Origin of the sequence: Mycobacterium sp. 20KCMC460 (assembly GCF_022179425.1) — a bacterium.
Taxonomy (GTDB): Bacteria; Actinomycetota; Actinomycetes; order Mycobacteriales; family Mycobacteriaceae; genus Mycobacterium; species Mycobacterium kiyosense.
Genome location: NZ_AP025524.1, coordinates 2,947,930 through 2,972,347, shown reverse-complemented (window position 1 = coordinate 2,972,347; position 24,418 = coordinate 2,947,930). Strand labels below are relative to the sequence as shown.

The window sequence follows — 24,418 nt, the reverse complement described above, 5'->3', positions numbered from 1 at the left end:
CCCGGGGCGCGCAAGTTAGCGGTTGCCGGCGCATGCCGTTTCCGCCGGCAGCAGGTGTCGTCGCACAAGTTTGCGCCAGCGCCGTTGCCGGTAGCGGTAGATCCCGCCGGCCAGTGCGGCGACGATGCCGGTGAGCACACCGGCATCGATGTCGACGGTGTCGCTGTACCGGCACCGGTCGGCCTCGAGCGGTTCGACATGCAGGGTGTGGTTCCACGTCTTCAGCACGCCGCCGTGTTCGTGGGTCCGGATCGTTGCGGCCTTCTGGTCCACGTCGACGACCTCGATGGTGTGCCGGTAGGCGGGAACGACGTGGAACGCCATCAGCCAGCCGGTGCCGCTCTCGCCCAGCCGCAGCGCCTCGGTACGTCCGGCCAGCGCGGGGAAGCCGAACAACCCCTTGCAGACGTAGAGGAAGGTGGCCGGTGAGAGCATCGCCGCCCACACCCGCTCGGCGCTGGTGGGCAGGATAGTTTCAACGTGCACGGTACGCATTCCGACTCCTCGGGCAACAGTTAGGTCCCTGATTTTGCTGGTGTCGGGGTGGAATGACTACTCGCTTTTTGCCCTGCAACACCGGGAGGTCCAGGATCGCCCCGACTGACCGTTTTCGGCAGCGTAAGCAGCCTCGGCAGGTGCGAGCCGCCCAGACCCGGCAACGCATCCTGGACGCGGCGGCTCAGGTTTTCGCCGAATACGGGTATTCGGCCGGCACCACCAACCGCATCGCCGAACGGGCCGGGATGTCCATCGGCTCGCTGTACCAGTACTTCCCCAACAAGGACGCGGTGCTACGTGCCCTGATGGATGAACACCTGCAGGCCGGGACCGAGTTGCTCGGCAACCGGCTGTCAGAGGGGCTACCGGAAGGGCTCGAGGATACGCTGCGGCTGTTCGTGCGGGCCGTCATCGACAACCACCGGGACAACCCGCGCCTGCACCGCGTGCTGTTCGAGGAGGCGCCGCGGGCGCCCGAGTTCCTGGACCGCTTGCACGAACTGGAGCGGTTCAGCGTGGATATGGCTGCCCAGTTGCTGGCCCGACACCACGGGACCCGAGCTGACCGGCTCACTGCCCAGATCGTGGTGGTGACCATCGAATCCCTGGTGCACCGGCTGGTCACCTCCGGCGAGAACGTCGACTTTCAGCACGCCGAGGACGAGATCGTCCTGCTGCTGACCGGATATCTGAGGGCCCCGACTGATCAGACCGCAAGCAGGCGTTCGAAGAATTCGCGGTAGTGCATCAGCGCCAGCCGCAGGTCCTCGGTGGAAGCCTGCTGCCCGCGGGCCCATTGCTCCTCCAAACGCGTACGCGCAGTTGCGAATTGGGATGTCAACTGGTCCACCAGATCCGAGACCAGGACATCGGCCTTCTGCACGCAGTCCTTGGGATCGTCGACGAAAGCGGCCTGCACCGCGGCCCAGCGCCCGCGAAGCTCGGCGAGATCGTCCTCGGCGAACAGCATTTCGGTGGTTGCGGACTCGTGCGACTCCGCCGGCGCGGATTCGTGTTTGTGCCGCGCGGGCTCTGCCGACTCGGTCGCCGGCGGTTGTGTTGCGACGTCCGGGTTTTGGGGTTCGTCATAGGTGGTGGTCGGTTGTTCTTGGGTGGTCATGCGCTTGCCTCCTTGGAAGTGGTCTCGAGCAGTTTCTCGAACAGCGCGCGGTAGTGCACGAACGCTTCCCGTTGCCGTTCGGTGTCGACATCGCCGCGCTGCTGGGCCAGGTGAATGCTGTGTGCGGCCCGATAGTCCTCGACGATCTGGGGGTGATCCACCGAGATGTCAGCGGCTCGCTGCTCGAAATCGTCTACGGGATAACCCCGTTGCCGCATCACCTCGGTGACCAGCCGGTCGGCGACGCCGACCGCGGTCGCCGGGTTGTCGACGAACCCGGTCTGCACCTGTTGCCAGCGGGTGGTGAAGTCCGTCAGCGCCGAAGGGGTCAACGCGACGATGTCGAGCTTCTTGCGATTGCGCTCCCGGGCGGTGAGCTCCTGCTCGGCGGCGCGGTGGTCACCGGTTTGCGACACCAGTCGCTCGTACTCGCTGCCGTAATGCCGTTTCAGACGTTCGGTCCTTCTGCGGCTGCTCGCCATGAACGCCGCCGCTACCAGGACTGCGACCACGACGACGGCCAGTAATGCAATCAGAATCCATTGCCAGAGAGCCATTTTCTGCTCCTCTCGTACTCATGTCGAATAACCGGCATGAAACGGATGCAAACGTGCGTTGGCGTCAGAAGTAATGCCGACGTCCGCCGACCGCGCGTCCGGTGGAGCCGAGCACGGCCAGAATCGCACCGATGACCACCAGGATGATTCCCAGCGTCCACAGGATGTTGATCTTGAGCAGAAATCCGGCGATCAGCAGGATGATTCCGAGAACGATCATGACGAGCCCTCCCTTTCAGCGATGTTGCCGGTCGGGTCGGTTTGCCCCGACGCTGATTCCAGCGAACGCCCTTTGCGGGGCGAGAACTACACCCCTAGGGAGGTAATCTGCGCGATATGCCGCCTTCCGGTGAGCCGATCACGGTCGCCCTCGTCGACGACTACGACGTCGTCGTCAAAGGTGTTGCCAACATGCTGGACCCGTACCGCGACCGCGTGGTGATCGCGGAACTCGACTCCACGATGCCGGTCAAGGACGCCGTCGACATCGTGCTGTACGACTCCTTCGCCCAGCCCGAATCCGATCACGAGGAGATCGGCGTGTTGGTCGCCAACCCACGCGCGCGCCGAGTTGTGGTGTACACGTGGAACTTTCACCCCGATCTGGTCGACAGCGCTCAGCGCCAGGGTGCGCACGGCTACCTGTCGAAGACCCTGCCGGCCAGTGAACTGGTGGCCGCACTGGAAGCGGTGCACTGCGGCGATTTGATCATCAGCGACGTGGCGAAGCGGGCGCGCAGCGCGCCCGGGCTGGACTGGCCGGGCCGCGGCGAAGGCCTCAGCGACCGTGAGGCCGAGATCCTGGCGCTGATCACCCAGGGCAAGAGCAACGCCGACGTCGCGCGGCTGACCTACCTGAGCCCCAACACCGTGAAGTCCTACATCCGCACTATCTACCGCAAGATCGGGGTGGGTAGCCGCACCCAGGCGGTGTTGTGGGGCGTCGAGCACGGGTTCACACCCGACCATCACCGGATCGAGCATTGGCGCGGCGGTCCCTGACCACCGTCGTCAGCGGATCGGCAGATTCAGCAGGGCATCCAAATCGGCGATGGCCCGCAGTGTGTCGTTCAGATGCGTGCAGGTGCTGGTGCCGACGAATTCGACACGGACGCGGTCCCGCAACTCCGTCAGCGTCATGCCCGCGATGCGCGCCGCGCTTTCGACGGCACCGGGGCATTCCTGCCACGGCAGCACCCGCACGTCGGCCCGCGCCGAGAGGACCGTGCGGGTCGACTCCTGCAGCGTTCCGGTCACCGTGTACTCGTGCACGATGGTCTCGACGAGGTCGTCGTCGGTGTGCGAATCGCGAAAGTGTGCGTCGAACTCGACCACGCCGTCGCCCACCGGCCAGGTGTCCAGACGTCGGAGTCTGCGCATCCCGCGCGCTCGCAGCGGCTCGGCTTCGTGCAGTCCGGCCAGTGCCGGCGCCACCGGGCCGCGACCGGTCGGAATCACATCGTGTTGCCGGGCGTAGCCGACCACGGACGCCTCCGGCGCGAAACCCGCGCAGATCCCGGTCATCCGGTCTGCCACACCCGGCGGCATCTTCTGCTCGATGCCCAGGCTGATCGCGGTGTGCTGGATGCCATATCCGGACACCAGCGCCGCGCCCACCCAGTCGTCCAGCAGCAGATGCAGCAGGCTGGCTTTGCGCACCTCGTCGGGCAGCAGTTCACCGAGCTTCGCCCGGAAGCCCCGGCTGACGCGCTGCCCCCGCAGCGCATCGAGTCGGGCGTCCGGCGGCGTGGGCTCGATGTCGTCGACGACGAAATCGACCAGCCGTGCCCGGATCTGGACTTGACCGACTACCGCGATGCCGTCCTCGGTACCTACCGCGTCGCGCCCCCGGAGTTCGGCGAAGGATTCTCCCGGTCCGCCCGGGTGGGTGTCGATGGTGCTGGTGCGCCGCATCCGGCCCGGCGTCAGCGGGGGCGTCAGGTCGACGGGCCGCCGCGGCCCCAGGATGTCGGTGACGAACGGCATGAAAAAAAGGTACTCGGACCGCTCAGGGCTTCCAGCCGGTGGTGTCGGCCCACTCCCAGGCCCGGCGGTAGGCGTCGAGGAACCACGGTTCTTTGGCGGTGACGTACCGGATGATGTCACCGCCGCCGCCGGCGTCGGCCGCGCGCTTGACTTCCAGATAGTCCGCCCGCACCGCGGGGTTGGCTTTGAGCCAGTCCACGAACAGCAGCGCGAATTGCTGATTCGGCCGTCCGGCGACCCGGATGTGCACGTTGGTCGGACGTCCTGGATCGGCGGAGGCGTGAATACGCTTGTGCCACAACGTTGGATCGTCGCTATGATCGAAGTCCGCGACGGTGCTGCGGGCATCGGTCTTGGCGGCGTCCTGGGTGATGTGCTCGAGACGGGGGTAGCCCGCGGCCAGCAGCGGCTCGACGAGTTCGTCTGCGATGTCCAGTGATTCGACGGTGATCTGGATGTCGATGACGTCCTTCGCGTCGAGGTCCGGCACCGCGGTGGAGCCGATGTGGTCTACCCGCAATGCCCGATGGCCGCACGTAGTCTTGAGCCGGTTGAGGATTCGCGATGCCTGCTCGGGCCAACTCGGGTCGGCCGGGACCAGCCGGGCCTGCGCCCGCGCCGGCTGACGCTCGGCCAGATTGTGCGCGAACGGCAGAATCCGGTTGTGCCACACGTCTTTTGCCCGCTCGATCAACTCCCCCGGGCTGCCGGAGTTGTCCAGCCAGATGTCGGCGACGGCACGACGCTGCTCGTCGGTGGCCTGCGCGGCGATCCGGGCGCGGGCGTCGTCCTCGGTCATGCCGCGTTGCTCGATCAGCCGTCGCAGGCGCAGCTCGACGTCGGCGTGCACGATGACCACCAGCGGGAACAGCGGGGCCATCCCCGATTCCACCAGCAGCGGGATGTCTTCCACCACCACGGAGTCCTGGGCAACCGCGTCGATGATCTCGGACCGGCGCTTGGCGACCAGGGGATGCACGATGCCGTTGAGCTTCTTGCGCTCTTCCTCATCGGCAAAAGCCTTGGCCGCCAACGCCGGCCGGTCCAGCGCACCATCGGGCAGCAGGATGTCCTCGCCGAAGGCGTCGACCAGTGCGGCCAGTCCTTCGGTGCCCGGCTCGACGACCTCGCGGGCGATGACATCACCGTCGACGATGATGCCACCGCACTCCGAGAACGTCTTGGACAGCGCCGATTTGCCGGCGCCGATGCCGCCGGTCAGCCCGATGCGCAGCATCCGAGCGTATTACGCGCTGCCGGCGAGCTTCTCGCGCAGAGCAGCCAGCTGCGCGTCGCTGGCCAGCGACCCGCCCGCGGACTTCTCCGAGGAGCTGCTGCTCGACGAGCTGCTGCCGCCACTGCTGTGGTCGGCTGCCTCCGCGGCGGCGAACTTCTCCATCTGCGCGGTGTGCATCTTGTGCCGCCGCTCGGCCTCGGCGTAGCGGGCCTCCCACTCGTTGCGCTGGGCGTCGAAACCTTCGATCCACTCGTTGGTTTCGGCGTCGAAGCCCTCGGGGAAGATGTAGTTGCCCTGCTCGTCGTAGCTGTCGGCCATGCCGTACTTGGCGGGGTCGAACTCCTCGGTGTAGTCCTCGTTGGCCTGCTTGAGCGACAACGAGATTCGGCGCCGCTCCAGGTCGATGTCGATGACCTTGACCATCGCGTCGTCGCCGACGGCGACCACCTGGTCGGGCACCTCGACGTGGCGCTCGGCCAGCTCCGAGATGTGCACCAGGCCCTCGATGCCCTCCTCGACACGCACGAACGCGCCGAACGGCACCAGCTTGGTGACCTTGCCCGGCACGATCTGACCGATCGCGTGGGTGCGGGCGAAGTGGCGCCACGGGTCTTCCTGAGTCGCCTTCAGCGACAACGAAACCCGCTCGCGGTCCATGTCGACGTCGAGCACCTCGACGGTGACCTCGTCGCCGACGCTGACCACCTCGGACGGGTGGTCGATGTGCTTCCAGGACAGCTCCGAGACGTGCACCAGGCCGTCCACCCCGCCCAAGTCGACGAAGGCGCCGAAGTTGACGATGGAGGAGACCACACCCTTGCGGATGGTGCCCTTCTGCAGCTGGTTGAGGAATTCGCTGCGTACCTCGGACTGGGTCTGCTCCAGCCAGGCGCGCCGGGACAGCACCACGTTGTTGCGGTTCTTGTCCAGCTCGATGATCTTGGCTTCGATCTCCTTGCCGATGTACGGCTGCAGGTCGCGCACCCGGCGCATCTCGACCAGCGAGGCGGGCAGGAAGCCGCGCAACCCGATGTCGAGGATCAGGCCACCCTTGACCACCTCGATGACGGTGCCCTTGACGGCCTCGTCCTTCTCCTTGAGCTCCTCGATGGTGCCCCAGGCGCGCTCGTACTGCGCGCGCTTCTTGGACAGGATCAGCCGGCCCTCTTTGTCCTCTTTGGTGAGAACCAGGGCCTCGACCTCGTCACCGACGGAAACGACCTCGTTGGGGTCGACGTCGTGCTTGATGGAGAGCTCGCGGGCGGGGATGACCCCTTCGGTCTTGTAGCCGATGTCGAGGAGCACCTCGTCCCGGTCCACTTTGACGATGGTTCCCTCCACGATGTCGCCATCGTTGAAGTACTTGATCGTTTTGTCTATTGCGGCAAGAAAATCCTCGCTGGTGCCAATGTCGTTGATGGCTACTTGCGGCGAGGTGACGGTGGGACTCGGCATATTGTTGGGTTGCTCCGGACAGGATTGATCGCAGGGACAATTTGGGTTTACCTGTCGAGGCTACTCGACTGCGTACACGCAGGCCAAACTCGGTCCCGCTGTGGATGAGCGACTTGCTTCCGCGGGGTGACTCAGTGTGCCGCCGAATCCCAGCTGTGACCGTAGCCGACCGACACCTCCAGCGGCACGTCCAGCGGGTACGCGCCACCCATCCTCTCGCGCACCAGCTGCTCCACCTGCTCGCGCTCCCCCGGCGCGATTTCAAGCAGCAGCTCGTCATGGACCTGCAACAACATGCGCGACTTGAGCTGCGCTTCCTTGATCGCCTTGTCGACCTCGATCATCGCAACCTTGATGATGTCGGCGGCGCTGCCCTGGATCGGCGCGTTGAGCGCGGCCCGTTCGGCGGCCTCGCGCACCTGGCGGTTGCTGCTGTCCAGTTCGGGCAGGTAGCGCCGCCGGCCCAGGACGGTCGAGGTGTAGCCGTCCTTGCGGGCCTGCTCCACCACGGCCAGCAGGTAGTCGCGTACCCCGCCGAACCGGGCGAAGTACTGGTCCATCTGTTCTTTGGCCTCTTCGGTGGAGATCTTGAGCTGGGCCGACAAGCCGTAGGCGCTCAACCCGTAGGCCAGGCCGTACGACATCGCCTTGACCCGGCGCCGCAATTCGGCGTTGACCTCGTCGATCGGAACGCCGAAGGCGCGTGAGGCGACGAACGAGTGCAGGTCCTCGCCGGTGTTGAACGCTTCGATCAGCCCCTCGTCACGGGACAGGTGGGCCATGATCCGCATCTCGATCTGGCTGTAGTCGGCCGTCATCAACTCGGTGTAACCGCCGGAGCCGACGACGAACGCGTTGCGGATCTGGCGGCCGGCGTCGGTGCGGATCGGGATGTTCTGCAGGTTCGGTTCGGTGGAGGAAAGGCGGCCGGTGGCGGCGATCGTCTGATTGAACGTGGTGTGGATGCGGCCGTCGGCGGCCACCGAGTTGAGCAGCCCGTCGACGGTGACCTTGAGCCGGGTGACATCGCGGTGGGTCAGCAGATGCTGCAGAAACGGGTGCCCGGTCTTGTCGAAGAGCGACTGCAGGGCGTCCGCGTCGGTGGTGTAGCCGGTCTTGGTGCGCTTGGTCTTGGGCATGCCCAGCTCGTCGAACAGCACCACCTGCAGCTGCTTGGGCGAGCCCAGGTTGATCTGCTTGCCGATCACGGCGTAGGCGGCTTCGGCGGCGTCCCGGATCTCGTCGGCGAACTGGCTCTGCAGTTCGGTCAGCAGGCGCAGGTCGACGGCGATGCCGACGGCTTCCATGCCGGCCAGTACCTGCTGCACCGGAAGTTCCATCTCACCCAGCAGCGCGGTGGAATCGATGCGGTCCAGTTCGGCGTCCAGGGCGTCGGCCAGATCGATGACGGCGCGGGCCCGCAGGATGGCGGTCTGCACGGCCTGCTCGTCGGTGCCTTCCTCGTCATCGAGCAGCGAAAGTTGTTGTTGCTCAGCAGTTTCCGCGCGCAGCTCGCGGCGAAGGTAGCGCAGCGAGAGGTCGTCGAGGGTGAAGCTGCGCTGCCCGGGCCGCACCAGGTAGGCGGCCAGCGCGGTGTCGGAGGTGACACCGGCCAGCGTCCAGCCCCGGCCGGCCAGGTCGTGAATCGCCAGCTTCGCCTCGTGCAGCGCCTTGGGCCTGCCGGGGTCGGCAAGCCACTGCGCCAGGGCGGCGTCGTCCTGCGGCGTCAGCGTGGCGGTGTCCAGGTAGGCGCCTTCGCCGTCGGCCGCGGCGATGGCCAGGGCTGTCGCATCGCCGCCGTGCGGCAGGTGCGTGCCCACCACCGTCAGTCCGGCGCGCCGCCCGTCGCCGACGTGCTCGTCCAGCCACTGCTTCACCGAGCCGGGCTGCAGCGCCCCGCCGCGCACGTCGAATCCCTCGTCGACCTCGGGCTCGACCGCGGCGAGGGTGTCGAACAGGCGGTCCCGCAGGACGCGGAACTCGAGGTCGTCGAACAGCCGGTGGATGTGGTCACGGTCCCAGGGCTGCAGCCGCAGCGTGTCGGGCGTCTGCGCCAGCGGCACGTCCTTGACCAGCTCGGTGAGGTCCCTGTTCAGCACGACGTTGGCGACGTGCGCCCGCAGTGCATCGCCGACCTTGCCGCGCACCGTGTCGACGTTGTCGACCAGCGACTGCAGTGAGCCGTACTCGATGATCCACTTCGAGGCGGTTTTCTCCCCCACCCCGGGAATGCCGGGCAGGTTGTCGCTGGGGTCGCCGCGCAGCGCGGCGAAGTCGGGGTATTGCCGTGGGGTGAGCCCGTATTTCTCGACGACGGCTTCCGGGGTGAAGCGGGTGAGTTCGCTGACGCCTTTGCGTGGGTAGAGCACGGTGACGTCGTCGCTGACCAGCTGCAGGGAGTCGCGGTCGCCGGTGACCACCAGCACTCGGTAGCCCTCGTTCTCGGCCTGGGTGGCCAGGGTGGCGATGATGTCGTCGGCCTCGAATCCCGGTTCGGCCAGCACGGTGATGCCCAGCGCGTTGAGCACTTCCTTGGTGATGTCGATCTGGCCGTGGAACTCGTCGGGCGTCGAGGAGCGGTTGGCCTTGTATTCGGGGTAGCGCTCGGAGCGAAACGTCTGGCGCGAGACGTCGAAGGCCGCGGCGATGTGGGTCGGCGCCTCGTCGCGCAGCAGGTTGATCAGCATGGCGGTGAAGCCGTAGACGGCGTTGGTGGTCAGGCCGCCTCGGGTCTTGAAGTTCTCCGCGGGCAACGCGTAAAACGCCCGGAACGCCAGCGAATTGCCGTCCAGGAGCATCAGGGTCGGCTTGGCTTGATCCTGGGTGGTGGCAGTCACGAGACTCACTCTAGGCATCGGGTCCGACGCGCCCCGGTGTCCCCGGCGCCTCCTGGTGTCCCGTGGTGTCCCCAAACAAGCGCTTGGTAGTCTTGCCGGGTGCCCGAGCTCACCAGCCAGCAACCCGCGATCGAGGGATGGTTCGCCACCGACGACGACGGAACCACCCATCTGATCGGCAGTAAATGCCCGCAGTGCGGGACTTTCGTGTTCCCGCCGCGGGAGAACAACTGCCCCAATCCGGCCTGCGACAGCGACACTTTGGAGTCGGTCGCCCTGTCCAGGCGCGGAAAGCTGTGGAGCTACACCGAGAACCGCTACCCGCCGCCGGCGCCCTACCCGGCGCCCGCCGAGTTCGAACCGTTCGCGATCGCGGCGGTGGAACTGGCCGACGAGGGCATCATCGTGCTCGGCAAGGTGGTCGAGGGCACGCTGGCGGCCGACCTGAAGGTCGGCATGGAGATGGAGCTGACGACGATGCCGCTGTTCACCGGCGACGACGGCGTGGAGCGGATCGTCTACGCGTGGAAGGTCTCGGCATGAGCACTCCTGAGCCGCTCTACATCCTCGGCGCCGGCATGCACCCCTGGGGCAAATGGGGCCGCGACTTCACCGAATACGGAGTGGTGGCCGCCCGTGCCGCGCTGGCCGAGGCCGGGCTGGACTGGCGGCAGATTCAGCTGGTCGCCGGCGCCGACACCATCCGCAACGGCTATCCGGGCTTCATCGCGGGGTCGACGTTCGCGCAGAAGCTGGGCTGGAACGGGGTGCCGGTGTCGTCGTCGTATGCGGCGTGCGCGTCCGGTTCGCAGGCCCTGCAGAGCGCCCGCGCCCACATCCTGGCCGGATTCTGCGATGTCGCGCTGGTGATCGGCGCCGACACCACGCCGAAGGGGGCGTTCGCGCCGGTCGGCGGCGAGCGCAAGAACGATCCCGACTGGCAGCGTTTCCATCTCATCGGCGCGATGAACCCGGTCTACTTCGCCCTGCTGGCGCGGCGCCGGATGGACCTGTACGGCGCGACGTCGGAGGACTTCGCGCAGGTGAAGGTGAAAAACTCCCGGCACGGGTTGCAGAACCCGAATGCCCGCTACCGCAAGGAATCCTCGGTGGAGGACGTGCTGGCCAGCCCGGTGGTGTCCGACCCGTTGCGTCAGCTGGACATCTGCGCCACCTCCGACGGCGCGGCCGCCCTGATCGTGGCCAGCGCGGACTTCGCCCGCAAGCACCTCGGCTCGCTGGACGGTGTTCCGTCCGTGCGTGCGGTCAGCACGGTGACGCCGCGATACCCGCAGCATCTGCCCGAATTACCGGATATCGCAACGGATTCCACCGCGGTGGTGCCCGGACCCGAGCGGGTGTTCAAGGACCAGATCCTGGACGCCGCGTACGCCGAGGCCGGCATCGGGCCCGAGGACGTCAGCCTGGCCGAGGTGTACGACCTGTCGACTGCTTTGGAACTCGACTGGTATGAGCACCTGGGGTTGTGCGGTCGCGGCGAGGCCGAGGCGCTGTTGCGCTCCGGGGCAACGGCTTTGGGTGGCCGCGTTCCGGTGAACCCGTCTGGCGGTCTGGCCTGCTTCGGTGAGGCCATTCCCGCACAGGCGATTGCGCAGGTGTGCGAGCTGACCTGGCAGCTGCGGGGACAGGCGACGGGCCGGCAGGTGGAAGGCGCGAAGGTGGGCGTCACCGCGAACCAGGGGCTGTTCGGGCACGGGTCGTCGGTGATCGTCGCCCGCTAGGGGCTTTCGCGCCGTTTCTGTTGCCTCGAGCGGCCCCAAATGTACGGTCGCAGTGGGCTTTTGCCGTACATATCAGGACGCTCGACGCGCAAGGGGCGCGTCCAAGGTCAAGCGTCCTTGGGCGTATCGAGGGTTTCCAGTACCACCTCGGCGACACGCTTCATCGACGTCCGGCGGTCCATGGCGGCGCGCTGAATCCACTTGAACGCCTCGGGCTCGGTCATGCCCTGCTTCACCTGCAGCAGGCCCTTGGCGCGTTCGATCAGCTTGCGGGTCTCCAGCCGGTCCGACAACGTCGCCACTTCTTTTTCCAGGGCGGTGATCTCACTGAACCGGCTCATCGCCAGTTCGATCGCCGGGATCAGGTCGCTGGCAGTGAACGGTTTGACCAGGTACGCCATTGCCCCGGCGTCCCGCGCCCGCTCGACGAGGTCGCGCTGGCTGAAGGCGGTCAGCACCACGATCGGCGCGATGCGCTTGCTCGCGATCTCCGAGGCCGCGTCGATACCGTCGCGGCGCGGCATCTTCACATCCATGATCACCAGATCGGGCTGGTGTTGTTCGGCCAACTCCACGGCTTCCTGGCCGTCGCCGGCCTCACCGACGATCTCGTAACCCTCCTCACGCAGCATCTCAGCCAAGTCCATGCGGATCAGCGCTTCGTCTTCGGCGATCAGGACCCGCCGCGTCGGAGCGGCGGCGGCATCGGAGGTGGGGTCCGTCATGACGGATATTCTGTCGTGACGCCTGTGACGGGGAACCCGGGGGGTTCCTCTATGGTGTACTCCGGACCGAAACCGGTTAGCAGCCCTCGTATCCCAACTGGCAGAGGAAACGGATTCAAAACCCGTACAGTGTGAGTTCGAATCTCACCGAGGGCACCAGAGATCCCGCTATCAAGACCGAGCCGTCAATGCTTGTATTCGGGGCATGTGGGAGATCTCGCCGACGTACCTGGCCGACGTACCTGGCGCCGGCGGATCGGCGCTAGATGGCCAACCCGTTGAGCCCATTGACCCCCAGCAGGCCGCCGCTACCACCGTCACCCGGAGTCCCCGGCGTGCCGCCGGTTCCAGCGTTGCCGCCGTTGCCGCCGATGCCGATCACCAAGGCGTTGCCTCCCGCTGCACCGTTGCCGGCGTTGGTCGCGCCCGCGCCGCCGGCGCCACCCGCTCCCCCGTTGCCCACCAACGGACCTGCCGCGCCGCCGACCCCGCCCTGCCCGCCGACCTGAGTCACGCTAAATCCGCCCAGACCACCGGTCCCGCCATCGCCGAGCAGCGCAACGTTACCGCCCGCTCCGCCCGCGCCGCCGGCATTGTGCTCGCTCACTCCTCCATCGCCTCCGGCCCCGCCGACGCCGAACACTGCGCCCCCGCTACCACCGCTGCCGCCGGTGCCGCCGATTCCGTTGAAGCCGATTCCGCCGTCTCCACCGACGCCGCCGGCACCGAACAACAAGCCGCCGGTGCCACCATTGCCTCCCGCGACACCAGCGTTGTCGTAGCCGAGCCCGCCGGCCCCTCCGGCGCCACCGTTTCCGGCGAGCAGCCCGGCGTTGCCGCCGCCGCCCCCGACACCGCCCGCGGCCTCGCCGAATCCGCCGGAACCTCCGTCGCCGCCGCCGCCACTCAGCAAGCCGGCCGCCCCGCCGGACCCGCCCGCGCCCCCGACACCGCTCAGACCGAAGCCGAGCCCCCCGACACCGCCGGCCCCGCCGCCGCTCAGCAAGCCGCCGGCCCCGCCCGCGCCGCCGGCACCGCCGACCCCACTACCGGAGAACGCGAAGCCACCCGGGCCGCCGGATCCGCCATCGCCCAGCAGCGCCCCACCGGCGCCCCCAGCGCCACCGGCGCCGCCGTTGCCCGCGGTCGGAGCTCCCCCTCCGATACCGCCGGCACCGCCGGTGCCCAGCACCCCGGCAGCACCGCCGACGCCGCCCGGGTGGCCGGCCGTACCGGATCCACCGGCCCCACCGTCGCCGAGCAGCAGGCCTCCCGGCGAGCCGGTCAATCCCGATCCCGGCGCCGCGTTGGCGCCATTGCCGATGAGCGGGCGCCCCAGCACCGCTTCGGTCGGCACGTTGAGGGCGGTGAACAGCGGCTGTAGCGGACTGGCGATGCCGCTCGCCCCGGCGCCGCCGTTCGCTGAGACGCCGTAACCGGCCTCACCGCCGTTGCCGGCCACGCCGATCAAGAAAGCTCTTCCGCCGGTGCCGCCGGTGCCGCCGTGGCCGGGGCTCCACCCACCGGTCCCGCCGGAACCGCCGTCGCCCAGCAGCAGACCGCCCTGGCCCCCAGCGCCACCGGTCGCGCCCGCTATCTGGCCGGATCCGCCCGATCCACCGATCCCACCGAAACCGAGCAACAGGGCATTGCCGCCGGCACCCCCCGCACCGCCGATATTGCTGCCGAAGCCCCCCGCGCCGCCCGAACCGCCGTTGGACCACAGCAGGCCGGCGTTACCGCCGTACCCACCTGCGCCGCCGAGTCCGTCTTCGGCGGACCCGCCCGCCCCACCACCGCCGCCGGCGCCGAACAGCAGTCCTGCGTTGCCGCCCGCGCCTCCCGCACCACCGTTATCCCCAGTTCCGGCCGCGTGTCCGCCCGTGCCGCCGGCCCCACCGGGACCGGCGAGCAGACCGGCGTTGCCGCCGGCACCGCCCGCACCGCCCGCACCCGCATCGCCGTATCCGCCGGCCCCGCCGTGGCCGCCGCCGGCACCGATCAGCCCGCCGAGCAGCCCGCCGGCCCCACCCGCACCGCCGGCACCGCCGTTGACACCGCCGAAGCCGCCGGCGCCGCCGAGGCCCCCCGCGCCGAACAGTCCACCGGCACCACCGATCCCACCGGCTCCTCCTGTTCCGGAAGCGGAAGCCCCTCCGGCACCGCCCACGCCGCCGGTGCCGGCCAGCAGACCACCCGCACCGCCCGCACCACCGGCGCCGGCGGTACCCGATGCCACCTTGCCGCCGGCACCGCCTGCCCCGCCGGTACCGAGCAGCCCGGCCGCGCCACCGGCGCCACCGTTATGACCCGGCGCTCCGGACCCGCCGGACCCACCATTGCCGATCAAGATGCCTCCGGCAGCGCCGTTCTGCCCGGTGCCCGGAGTGCCGTTGGCGCCGTTGCCGATCAGCGGACGACCCAACAGGAGCTCAGTGGGCGCATTGATCACCCCGAACACCGCCTGGCTCAAGAATTGCAGCGGATTCGAACCGGCAGCCTCGGCGGCGGCGTACGCACCTCCGCCGGCGCTGAGCAACTGCGCGAATTGCTCGTGATACGCGAAGGCCTGCCCACTGAGCGCTTGAAAGTCCTGGCCATGCCCCTCGAAAAGCGCCGCAATCAACGTCGATACCTCATCCTGGGCGGCCGACAGAATCGCCGTGGTCGGCCCGAGCGCGGCCGCGGTGGCCCCCTGCAAACCCGAAGCCAGTCCGACCAGATCGGTCCCGGCCGCGGAGACCACGTCCGGAGCCGCGAATACGAACGACATAGCGGCGCCCTCCCGTCAGCGCGCCCCACCAAGAGGCGCCTACTGGGCAGTTTGGACCCGCGCGGCAGACCGAATAAATCGGGAGAATTCTCTATTTATCGGTCTGCCGCGACCATCAGCCCGGAATACCGGCACAACCCCTGGTCGTTGCGGTCAAGGTACGCGGCAACACCGCTCGCTAATCTCGGCCAACGGTTAGGCTTTACCCCATGGGCGCAAAAAAGTGCGCTGCCCTCAAAGCTGGCAACGACGACCCGGTTCGCCGGCCCGACTGCGTCGCCGCGGTCCGAGCCCAAACCAAAGACCTGCGGCAGCACTACGCGGACGCCGCTGCCCGCCGGGCGCGCATTCTCGACATCGCTGCCTGGATGGCCGTCCTGGTGAGCGGGAGCTTCGTTGCCGTCCAGCTGCTCACCGGCTCGTGGTTGTGGCAGGTCATCTCGATCAATATCGCCGCGGCGCTGGTCTTTGCGTTCGTTCCGATGCTGCACCGCTTCGGCGAACTGGTGGCACCGCTGACCTTTATCTTCGCCGCCTACGCCACCGTGCTGGCCAGCTGCTGGGACGTGGGAACCGGTTCGGGCGCCCAGCTGTTCTTCATCGTCGGGTCATGTCTGGCCGTATTGCTGCTGGGTATCGAGCACATCGTGCTGGCCAGTTTCCTGGCGGCGCTCGGCGCCGGGCTGGTGATCATGTCCGAGTTCGTGATCCCGCGCAGCACCGGCCTGCAGCCGGATTGGGCGCAGTCCACGGGTTTTGTCGTCACCACCATTTCGGCGTGCGTGATGGTGGTCGCCACGGTTTACTTCGCGTTGCGCGACACCGCCCGGGCCGAGGCGGTCATGGAGGAACAGTACGAGCGCTCCGAGGCACTGCTGGCCAACATGTTGCCGGCCAGCATCGCCGAACGGCTCAAGGAACCCGAGCGGCGCGTCATCGCCGACAAGTACGACGAGGCCTCGGTGCTGTTCGCCGACATCGTCGGCTTCACCGAACGTGCCAGCAGCACCCCACCCGCCGACCTGGTCCGTTTCCTGGACCGCCTGTATAGCGCGTTCGACGCGCTGGTGGACAAGTACGAGCTGGAGAAGATCAAGGTCAGCGGCGACTCCTACATGGTCGTCAGCGGGGTTCCGCGCCCGCGGCCCGACCACGTGCACGCCTTAGCCGATTTCGCTCTCGACATGGCCGACGCCGCAGCCGCGCTCAAGGATCCGCACGGACGAGCGGTTCCACTACGGGTGGGACTGGCCACCGGTCCCGTCGTAGCCGGGGTGGTCGGCTCCCGCCGGTTCTTCTACGACGTCTGGGGCGACGCGGTCAACGTCGCATCCCGGATGGAGTCCACCGATTCGGTCGGGCAGATCCAGGTGCCCGACGAGGTCTACGAGCGGCTGAAGGACGATTTCGAACTGCGCGAACGCGGCTACATCGACGTCAAGGGCAAAGGCGTGATGCGCACCTGGTACCTGATGGGCCGCAAGCCGGTCGAGGAACCGGACAGTCTGCCGGCCGAAGACCTCCGTGTCGCACCCGTCTGAGGTCAAAAGACCCCTACCCCGGCTCCGCCACATGCGTCACACTGGCTGCATGGAAACTAGTCCCGCAACATTGTCGCCGCCTAGTCTGCTCCCCCACCTCTGGAAATCCACCCTGGTATCCGGGATCTTGTCGCTCGCGCTCGGCGCCGCCGTGGCGGCCTGGCCGGGTCAAACGGTCCTGGTGGCCGCCATCTTCTTCGGCGCCTACCTGCTGGTCACCGGCGCTGCCCAGGTCGTCTTCGCGTTCAGTCTGCACGTGTCGGCGGGCAGCCGGATTCTGCTGTTCATCAGCGGTGCCGCATCACTGATTCTGGCGGTGCTGGCGTTCCGTCACTTCGGCAACGCCGTGCTGTTGCTGGCGATCTGGATCGGGGTCGGGTTCATCTTCCGCGGTGTGGCCACCACGGTCTCGGCCATCAGCGATCCCGAACTTCCCGGTCGGGGCTGGGCGATCTTCATCGGCCTGATCAGCCTGTTGGCGGGGATCGTCGTGATGGCTTCCCCCTTCCAATCGATCATCACCCTGGCGTATGTGGTCGGCATCTGGCTCATCGTCATCGGTGTCTTCGAAATCGTGTCGTCGTTCGGCATCCGGAAGGCGTCCAAAAACCTCACCGGCTGATCAGCACGCCCATCGAGTTGGCGTCGGCCAGAACCGATTACTACACTCCGTCGTAGATTGTCCCGCAGCCCCGGGAGCTGACAGATGAACGTTGTTGATCTATCGCGCTGGCAGTTCGGTATCACCACCGTCTACCACTTCATTTTCGTGCCGCTCACCATCGGCCTGGCTCCACTGCTCGCCATCATGCAGACGGCCTGGGTGGTCACCGACAACGTCGCCTGGTACCGGCTGACGAAGTTCTTCGGGAAGCTGTTCCTGATCAATTTCGCCATCGGGGTGGCCACCGGCATCGTGCAGGAGTTCCAGTTCGGGATGAACTGGAGCGAGTATTCGAGGTTCGTCGGCGACGTGTTCGGCGCGCCGCTGGCGATGGAGGGCCTGCTGGCCTTCTTCTTCGAGTCGACCTTCATCGGATTGTGGATCTTCGGCTGGAGCCGACTGCCGAAACTGGTTCACCTGGCCTGCATTTGGATCGTCGCGATCTCGGTGAACGTTTCGGCGTATTTCATCATCACCGCGAACTCGTTCATGCAGCATCCGGTGGGCGTGCACTACAACCCGCAGACCCACCGGGCCGAACTGAACGACATCCTGGCGTTGCTCACCAACAACACCGGCCTGACGGCGTTCGGCCACACGGTCACCGGCGCGCTGCTGACCGCGGGCACGTTCGTGGCTGCCGTCAGCGCCTGGTGGCTGGTGCGGTCACAGACCGACACCGTCGACCCGGGCACTCGGGCGATGTATCGCCCGGCGACCGTACTGGGCTGCTGGGTGGTGCTCCTCGCCACGGTCGGGTTGTTCTTCAGCGGCGATCACCAGGGCAAGCTGATGTTCCGGCAGCAGCCGATGAAGATGGCGTCGGCGGAGTCGCTGTGCGACACCCAGGTCGATCCGGACTTCTCCATCCTGACGGTCGGGCGACAGAACAACTGTGATGCGCTCACCCGTGTCATCGAGGTGCCGTACGTGCTGCCGTTCCTGGCCGAGGGCAAGTTCGACGGCGTCACGTTGCAGGGTGTGCGCGACATCCAGCGGGACTACAACCAGCGCTTCGGCCCAAATGACTACCGCCCCAACCTGTTTGTCACCTACTGGTCCTTCCGCGCGATGATCGGACTGCTGGCCATTCCGGTGTTGTTCGCGTTGACCGCACTGTGGCTGACCCGCGGCGGACGGATCCCGAACCAGCGCTGGTTCGCCTGGTTTGCGCTGCTGGCGATCCCGGCACCGTTCCTGGCCAACAGTGCCGGCTGGGTGTTCACCGAGATGGGCCGCCAGCCGTGGATCGTCGCCCCGAACCCGACCGGCGACCCGAACGTCCACCTCACCGTCGCGGCCGGGGTGTCGCATCACGGGTCCGGGGTGGTGATCACCTCGCTGGTGACGTTCACGCTGGTCTACGCCGTGCTCGCGGTGGTGTGGTTCTGGCTGCTCAAGCGCTACATCGCGGAGGGGCCGCTGGAACACGACGCCGAACCGGCCGCGCCTCCTGCCGAGCAGGAAGACGACGTGGCACCCCTGTCGTTCGCCTACTAGACGCCGAAAGGAGCTGACCGGTGAAACTCCAAGAGTTGTGGTTCGGCCTCATCACGACACTGTTCCTCGGCTTTTTCATCCTCGAGGGCTTCGACTTCGGCGTGGGCATGCTGATGGAACCGTTCGCTCGGGTCAGCAAGGGCGATCGGGAAGCGCATCGGCGCGCGGCACTCAACACCATCGGGCCGGTGTGGGACGCCAACGAAGTCTGGCTGATCACCGCGGGCGCGGCCATGTTCGCGGCCTTCCCCGGCTGGTATGCCACCGTGTTCTCCACGCTCTATCTGCCGCTGCTGGCGATCCTGTTCGGCATGATCGTGCGCGTGGTGTCCATCGAGTGGCGCGGCAAGGTCGACGACACGAAATGGCGGGGCTGGGCCGACTTCGGCATTGCCGCCGGCTCCTGGCTTCCTGCAATCCTCTGGGGCACAGCGTTTTCCATTCTGGTGCGCGGGCTCCCGGTGGGCCCCGACGGACAGGTGGACCTCTCGATCGGTGACGTGCTCAACCCCTACACTCTGCTGGGTGGTCTGGCCACCGCCGGATTGTTCTTGTTCTACGGTTCGGTGTTCGTCTCGCTGAAGACGGCCGACTCCATCCGCGACGACGCCCACCGATTCGGCCGCATCTTGGCGCTGCCGGTAACGGTGTTGGTTGCCGCGTTCGGGATCTGGACGCAGCTGGCGCACGGCAAGGACTGGACCTGGGCGGTGCTGGGGGTGGCGGTGCTGGCCCAGGTGGCGGCGGTGCTGTTGGTGTGGCGACGCGCCTCCGATGGGTGGGCGTTCGTGTGCACGCTGCTGGTGGTTGCCAGCGTGGTGGTGCTGCTGTTCGGCTCGCTCTACCCCAACCTGGTTCCGTCCACGCTGAACAGTCAGTGGAACGTGACGATCTACAACGCGTCGTCCACCGATTACACCCTCAAGATCATGACCTGGGTGACCGCGATCATGACGCCGCTGACGGTGGTGTACCAGGCCTGGACGTATTGGGTATTCCGGCAACGCATCTCGGCTGACCGGATACCTGCGTCGATCGGTTTGACCAGGCGTCCGTCCTGACCGGTAGGAGTGCACGGGGTCCGGTGGACCCCCGGCTGTGGCGGGCGTCCACCGCATTGCGCCGCTACCTGGCCGCCAGTGTGCTCTGCGGCGTGGTGATCTCGGGCTGCGCCATCGCGGCGGCGATCGTCCTGGGCGGCCTGGTGGCGCGGGTCGCTACCGACCCCGCCGCGCGGGAGTTGCGCGAATGGTCGGCATCGCTGTCGATTCTGTCGGCACTGTGGGTTATCCGCACGCTGGCGCACTGGCTACAGGCCCGGCTGGGACAGCGGGGCGCCAGCGCGGTGATCGCCGACCTGAGCGGGCAAGTGTTGACGGCGGTGACGGCCCGACCACCCGATCAGCTTGCCGCAGAACGAGACTCGGCCGCCACGGTGGTCACCCGCGGCCTCGACGGCCTGCGCCCGTACTTCACCGGCTATCTGCCGACGTTGCTGCTGGCCGCGATCCTCACCCCGGCCACCGTCGCGGTGATCGCCTGCTACGACCTGAAGTCGATGGTCATTGTGGTGATCACGCTGCCACTGATACCGGTATTCATGGTGTTGATCGGATTGGCCACCGCCGACCGTGCCGCCGCCGCCCTGCAAGCCATGACCACCTTGCAGGCGAGGTTGCTGGATCTGATCGCCGGCATACCGACGCTGCGGGCGCTGGGGCGGGCGTCGGGACCTGAGCGCCGCATCGCCGAACTCAGTGCGGCGCATCGTCGTTCGACGATGTCCACCTTGCGGATCGCGTTCCTGTCGGCGCTCGTCCTCGAATTGCTGGCCACCCTGGGCGTGGCTCTGGTGGCGGTCAGCATCGGGCTTCGCCTGGTGTTCGGGGAGATGAGTCTGGCCGTCGGCTTGACCGTGTTGCTGCTGGCGCCGGACGTGTATTGGCCGCTGCGCCGCATCGGGGTGGAGTTTCACGCCGCGCAGGACGGACGAGCCGCGGCAGACAAGGCATTTGCGCTCATCGGCGCGCCCGCGGCGCCGCCGCGAGCGCCGGGTAGCCGGACTGTCAGCGCACGCGGGGCACAGATCCGCCTGGAGCACCTCAGCGTCACGTCCCGGGCGGGTCGCGCCCCCGACGATCTGACCGCCGTCGTCGAACCGGGCGCGGTGACGGTGTTCACCGGCCCTAACGGTGCGGGCAAAAGCACCGCGCTGCAGGTGATTGCGGGCCTGACGGCGCCCACGTCGGGCCGTGTCACCGTGGGGGGCGTCGACATCGCCGAACTGGCGTCCGAGCCGTGGTGGGAGCAGTTGTCCTGGCTGCCGCAACGCCCGGTGCTGGTGCCGGGGACGGTGCGCGACAACCTGACGCTGCTGGGTCCGCTGGACGATCTTGAGAGTGCTTGCACGGCTTCGGGATTCGACGCGGTGTTACCGGAGTTGCCACGCGGTCTGGACACCGTGCTGGGTCGCGACGGTGTGGGTTTGTCGCTCGGGCAGCGGCAACGGCTGGGTTTGGCGCGAACGCTCGGCGCTGCGGCGCCGGTGCTGTTGCTGGACGAACCCACCGCGCATCTGGACGCCGCCACCGAGGACCGAGTGCTGCGAGCCGTCGTCGCGCGGGCCCGCGCCGGCGCGACCGTGGTGGTCGTCGGGCATCGCGAGCGGGTCCTGGCGATCGGGGATCGGGTCGTCGAGGTGGTCGCCGGAAGCGAGGCGCGTCATGCGCCGGTCTGATCCGCTCGTGGCGGCGCTGGAGCTGTTGCGGCCCCGGCTGCCGAGGGTGTTGGCCGCTGTGACGTTCGGGGCGCTGTCGCTGGGCAGCGCGCTGGCCCTGGCTGGGGTGTCGGCGTGGCTGATCACCCGCGCCGCGCAGCTGCCCCCGGTGTTGGACCTGTCGATCGCGGTCGTGCTGGTGCGCACGTTCGCGATTTCGCGCGGCGTGCTGCGCTATTGCGAGCGACTGGCCAGCCACGACACCGCGCTGCGGGCGGCCGGCGCGGCCCGCTCCGAAATCTATCGCCGGCTGGCCACCGGGCCGGCCGCGCTGGCAGTCCGGTTGCACAGCGGCGAGTTGGTGGCCCGCGTCGGCGCCGATGTCGACGCGTTGGCCGACGTGCTGGTGCGCGCCCTGGTGCCGATGGGTGTCGCGGCGGTGCTGATGGTGGCGGCCGTCGGCGTCGTCGGGTGCATTTCGCCCTCGGCCGCGATCGTGCTGGCGGTCTGCCTGCTGGTGGCCGGCGTGGTCGCTCCCGCGCTGGCCGGCCGGGCCGCCGAACGGCAGGAAGCCGTTGCCCGCGAGCAGCATTCCGAACGGGACACCTCTGCCATGCTCGCGCTTGAACACGCGCCCGAACTCCGGGTCGCCGGTGCGCTGCCCGGCCTGATCGCCGAATCCCAACAACGGCAACGATCCTGGGGTGCAGCCCTGGACGCGGCCGCTCGGCCGGCGGCGATCGCCGAGGCGCTGCCCACCGCGGCCGTCGGGGTCAGTGTGCTCGGGGCGGTGGTGGCCGCGATCGGGATGGGGTCCTCGGTGGCCCCGACGACGCTGGCCGTGCTGATGTTGTTGCCGCTCTCGGCGTTCGAAGCGACCACCGCCCTGCCGGCGGCCGCGGTGCAGCTGACCCGGTCGCGGATCTCGGCGCGTCGGCTGCAGGAGCTGGCTCCCCGGCTGGACAACCCCGACGAAACCTCGGCGGTCGCACTGCCGCGACCGTCGGGCCGGCTGTCCGCGGATGTGCGTTGCGGTCACCCGGGAACGCCGGGAATCCGGTGCGCGGTCGACGTGGTGCCGGGGGCGCGGCTGGCGGTCACCGGCGCCAGCGGCTCCGGTAAGACCACGCTGCTGATGACGCTGGCCGGTCTGCTGCCGCCCCTGCAGGGACGGGTGACGTTGAACGGCGTCGACGTGCACAGCATCCGCGAAGCTGAATTACGCAGTGCGATAGTCTTTTTCGCCGAAGACGCGCACCTGTTCACCACCACGGTCCGGGATAACCTGCTGGTCGCTCGTGGTGACTGCACCGACGAGGAGCTGACGGCGGCATTGACAGCCGTCGGCCTGGGCGATTGGCTGGCCGGGCTGCCCGAGGGCCTGTCCACGGTGTTGGTCGGCGGCGCGCAAGCGGTTTCGGCGGGGCAGCGCCGACGGCTGCTGCTGGCGCGGGCGCTGCTGTCCCCCGCGCGGATCCTGCTGCTCGACGAACCCACCGAGCACCTGGACCGGAACGACGCCGAGGACCTACTGCGCGGGCTGTTGGCTGCCGACGGCGCCCTGCTGCCCGCCGCCCGGACCGTGGTGGTCGCCACCCATCATCTGCCCCGCGACATCGACTGCGAGAAATTGGACCTCACAAGCGGCGTCGACGCGGCATGAACTCCAGCGACAGCAACACGACCAGCAGCGGAACCAGCTGAGTCAGCGAAATCAGGACATAGCGGCGCGCATCCATGGCGTGGTACTTCTGCAGGTACCGGTACAACGACTCCAGGGAGATGAGCGGGTCCAGGATGTGGACGAGTCGGTAGCACACCCGCAGCAAGCCGCGCGGGTGCTCGCCGAACAGCTCCGGGAACGCCGCGAACGCCAGCGACAACCGTTGCGCCCCTGCCTTTCTCGCCGCTGCGATCATGTCGACGGTGAGCCGCTCGTCGATGCCGTTGGGCGCGTCGCGGCGGCGCCAGGGCACGTCGAGGGAGATGTCGCTGCCCGAGCCCGCGGTGGTGAAACGGTCGAAACCCTGCACGCGGCCCGCCGCATCCCGCGCAATGATCAACTGCACGCCGGGATAGCGGCCCTCGAGCACGCCGTCGAGGCTCATACAAAAGCCGCGGTCGGTGTGGGCGCCCTTGGGCGAGGCCCGTAGCATCTCGGCGAGTTCCGCGCGTTGGGCGTCGGTGAGCGACTGTTCGTCGACGACCTCGGTGGTGATGCCGCGGTTGTGCGTGTGCCGGACGGCTTGGCGCAGGTTGCGGAATCTGCGGCCGGACATCTCGAAATCTTCGACGTCGATGACCACGTCACGCCCGAACGGCACCGCCGTCAGGGACTGGCCGATCGTGTCGGCATCACGCCAGAGGCTCAGGCTGCGATCGCTGCAGGCCAGCACGGCGATGCGCCAGCCGCGGCTATGGCATAGTGCGGCGAAATCGGCGACCAGCGCCGGGAATCGCTCTTCGGCGCCGATCGGATCGCCGCTGACCACGGCGAAGCCCAGTCGCGTCCGGTACGCCAGTGCCGCGGTGCCAGTCTCGTCGAAGAGATAGCACTTGCCCGTCTGCATGGCGAACGGCGCCAACGGATCTTGCTTCGTGGCTTCGATAAGTGCCCACACCTTCGGCAGCTCGTCGGGCCGCGGGCGCGCGGCCGTCGGCCACATCAGGACCAGCCCGGAGCTCGCGATCAGCACCCCACCCGGGAGCGCGAATCCCAGCAGATGGGCGAACAAGCCGCCCAGCAGCACTGACGTCGCGGCAACCGCATGCATGACGGTGACCGGACGGCCGAGGAAGATGCCGCGCGCGATCAACGCGACCGCGGCCAGCACGGTCAGCGACCACGCCAGCCGTCCCCCGAACTGGCCGTCCCGGTGGTTTCCGGTGAGCACGACGACCAGCCAGACCGACGCACAGACCAGAGCCGCCGCGCCGATACAGCGCAGAGCTAGCGAATCGACTTGGACCACAACGCGTTCGCGCGCCCGAATGCGCTTGGTCAGTCCCACCGACGGCACCCTCACCCCGTCTCCTCCAAGCCGCGCCCTACCCGCAAACGTTACGC

The 24,418-nt window shown here is 67.9% G+C and carries 21 protein-coding genes and 1 tRNA gene; 11 read left to right on the top strand and 11 right to left on the bottom strand.

Features of this window, described 5'->3' with window-relative positions; translation table 11 throughout:
- Window positions 1-15: 15 nt before the first annotated feature.
- Window positions 16-495, bottom strand: a complete 480-nt coding sequence (locus MKCMC460_RS13880; RefSeq protein WP_236975285.1) for a hypothetical protein — start codon at window positions 493-495, stop codon at window positions 16-18.
- A gap of 53 nt (window positions 496-548) precedes the next feature.
- Here MKCMC460_RS13880 and MKCMC460_RS13875 point away from each other — a divergent pair, with 53 nt between their 5' ends.
- Window positions 549-1,241, top strand: a complete 693-nt coding sequence (locus MKCMC460_RS13875; RefSeq protein ID WP_370653128.1) for a TetR/AcrR family transcriptional regulator — start codon at window positions 549-551, stop codon at window positions 1,239-1,241.
- Here MKCMC460_RS13875 and MKCMC460_RS13870 read toward each other — a convergent pair.
- From MKCMC460_RS13870 to MKCMC460_RS13860, 3 genes are all read right to left on the bottom strand, one after another.
- On the bottom strand, window positions 1,205-1,618 hold the full coding sequence (locus tag MKCMC460_RS13870; protein WP_236975290.1) for a hypothetical protein: 414 nt from the start codon (window positions 1,616-1,618) through the stop codon (window positions 1,205-1,207). The genes MKCMC460_RS13875 and MKCMC460_RS13870 overlap by 37 nt on opposite strands.
- Entirely contained in the window at window positions 1,615-2,175 is a 561-nt protein-coding gene (locus MKCMC460_RS13865; RefSeq protein ID WP_236975292.1) for a hypothetical protein, read from the bottom strand. The genes MKCMC460_RS13870 and MKCMC460_RS13865 overlap by 4 nt, the downstream gene beginning before the upstream one ends.
- Before the next feature lie 64 nt (window positions 2,176-2,239).
- On the bottom strand, window positions 2,240-2,395 hold the full coding sequence (locus MKCMC460_RS13860) for a DUF6131 family protein (RefSeq protein ID WP_236975295.1): 156 nt from the start codon (window positions 2,393-2,395) through the stop codon (window positions 2,240-2,242).
- A 116-nt stretch (window positions 2,396-2,511) separates the two neighbouring features.
- Between MKCMC460_RS13860 and MKCMC460_RS13855 the strand changes: the two genes are divergently transcribed.
- A complete protein-coding gene (locus tag MKCMC460_RS13855; RefSeq protein WP_236975297.1) occupies window positions 2,512-3,177 on the top strand; it encodes a response regulator transcription factor in 666 nt (221 codons plus the stop codon).
- A gap of 9 nt (window positions 3,178-3,186) precedes the next feature.
- Here the strand turns inward: MKCMC460_RS13855 and MKCMC460_RS13850 are convergent, their stop codons facing one another.
- From MKCMC460_RS13850 to polA, 4 genes are all read right to left on the bottom strand, one after another.
- On the bottom strand, window positions 3,187-4,161 hold the full coding sequence (locus MKCMC460_RS13850; RefSeq protein WP_236975299.1) for a DUF2889 domain-containing protein: 975 nt from the start codon (window positions 4,159-4,161) through the stop codon (window positions 3,187-3,189).
- A gap of 22 nt (window positions 4,162-4,183) precedes the next feature.
- Entirely contained in the window at window positions 4,184-5,398 is a 1,215-nt protein-coding gene (gene coaE, locus MKCMC460_RS13845; protein ID WP_236975309.1) for a dephospho-CoA kinase, read from the bottom strand.
- 9 nt (window positions 5,399-5,407) lie between these two features.
- Entirely contained in the window at window positions 5,408-6,853 is a 1,446-nt protein-coding gene (gene rpsA / locus MKCMC460_RS13840) for a 30S ribosomal protein S1 (protein ID WP_236975311.1), read from the bottom strand.
- Window positions 6,854-6,984: 131 nt separating this feature from the next.
- Complete coding sequence (polA, locus tag MKCMC460_RS13835) at window positions 6,985-9,708, bottom strand: DNA polymerase I (RefSeq protein WP_370653127.1); 2,724 nt, start codon at window positions 9,706-9,708, stop codon at window positions 6,985-6,987.
- A gap of 81 nt (window positions 9,709-9,789) precedes the next feature.
- Here polA and MKCMC460_RS13830 point away from each other — a divergent pair, with 81 nt between their 5' ends.
- Window positions 9,790-10,233: a Zn-ribbon domain-containing OB-fold protein gene (locus MKCMC460_RS13830; protein ID WP_236975314.1), complete on the top strand. Its 444-nt coding sequence runs from the start codon at window positions 9,790-9,792 to the stop codon at window positions 10,231-10,233.
- Window positions 10,230-11,432, top strand: a complete 1,203-nt coding sequence (locus tag MKCMC460_RS13825) for a lipid-transfer protein (protein ID WP_236975316.1) — start codon at window positions 10,230-10,232, stop codon at window positions 11,430-11,432. The genes MKCMC460_RS13830 and MKCMC460_RS13825 overlap by 4 nt, the downstream gene beginning before the upstream one ends.
- Window positions 11,433-11,539: 107 nt before the next feature.
- Here the strand turns inward: MKCMC460_RS13825 and MKCMC460_RS13820 are convergent, their stop codons facing one another.
- Window positions 11,540-12,157 carry an ANTAR domain-containing response regulator gene (locus MKCMC460_RS13820; RefSeq protein WP_238305876.1) on the bottom strand — a complete coding sequence of 206 codons (618 nt, stop codon included), beginning with the start codon at window positions 12,155-12,157 and terminating at the stop codon, window positions 11,540-11,542.
- A gap of 82 nt (window positions 12,158-12,239) precedes the next feature.
- Between MKCMC460_RS13820 and MKCMC460_RS13815 the strand changes: the two genes are divergently transcribed.
- Window positions 12,240-12,316 (top strand) — tRNA-Leu (locus tag MKCMC460_RS13815).
- Between the two features lie 103 nt (window positions 12,317-12,419).
- Here MKCMC460_RS13815 and MKCMC460_RS13810 read toward each other — a convergent pair.
- Complete coding sequence (locus MKCMC460_RS13810; RefSeq protein WP_238305875.1) at window positions 12,420-14,930, bottom strand: PE family protein; 2,511 nt, start codon at window positions 14,928-14,930, stop codon at window positions 12,420-12,422.
- Window positions 14,931-15,139: 209 nt separating this feature from the next.
- Between MKCMC460_RS13810 and MKCMC460_RS13805 the strand changes: the two genes are divergently transcribed.
- From MKCMC460_RS13805 to cydC, 6 genes are all read left to right on the top strand, one after another.
- Window positions 15,140-16,471, top strand: coding sequence for an adenylate/guanylate cyclase domain-containing protein (locus MKCMC460_RS13805; protein WP_236975326.1), 1,332 nt, complete (start codon window positions 15,140-15,142; stop codon window positions 16,469-16,471).
- 31 nt (window positions 16,472-16,502) lie between these two features.
- Window positions 16,503-17,093, top strand: coding sequence for an HdeD family acid-resistance protein (locus tag MKCMC460_RS13800; RefSeq protein ID WP_236975328.1), 591 nt, complete (start codon window positions 16,503-16,505; stop codon window positions 17,091-17,093).
- 84 nt (window positions 17,094-17,177) lie between these two features.
- A complete protein-coding gene (locus MKCMC460_RS13795; RefSeq protein WP_236975330.1) occupies window positions 17,178-18,635 on the top strand; it encodes a cytochrome ubiquinol oxidase subunit I in 1,458 nt (485 codons plus the stop codon).
- A 20-nt stretch (window positions 18,636-18,655) separates the two neighbouring features.
- Entirely contained in the window at window positions 18,656-19,696 is a 1,041-nt protein-coding gene (gene cydB, locus MKCMC460_RS13790; protein WP_236975332.1) for a cytochrome d ubiquinol oxidase subunit II, read from the top strand.
- Between the two features lie 56 nt (window positions 19,697-19,752).
- On the top strand, window positions 19,753-21,372 hold the full coding sequence (gene cydD / locus MKCMC460_RS13785; protein ID WP_255731306.1) for a thiol reductant ABC exporter subunit CydD: 1,620 nt from the start codon (window positions 19,753-19,755) through the stop codon (window positions 21,370-21,372).
- Entirely contained in the window at window positions 21,359-23,014 is a 1,656-nt protein-coding gene (gene cydC / locus MKCMC460_RS13780) for a thiol reductant ABC exporter subunit CydC (RefSeq protein ID WP_236975341.1), read from the top strand. The genes cydD and cydC overlap by 14 nt, the downstream gene beginning before the upstream one ends.
- Here cydC and MKCMC460_RS13775 read toward each other — a convergent pair.
- On the bottom strand, window positions 22,989-24,377 hold the full coding sequence (locus tag MKCMC460_RS13775; RefSeq protein ID WP_236975349.1) for a bifunctional lysylphosphatidylglycerol flippase/synthetase MprF: 1,389 nt from the start codon (window positions 24,375-24,377) through the stop codon (window positions 22,989-22,991). The two genes, cydC and MKCMC460_RS13775, sit on opposite strands and share 26 nt — an antisense overlap.
- Between the last annotated feature and the right edge of the window lie 41 nt (window positions 24,378-24,418).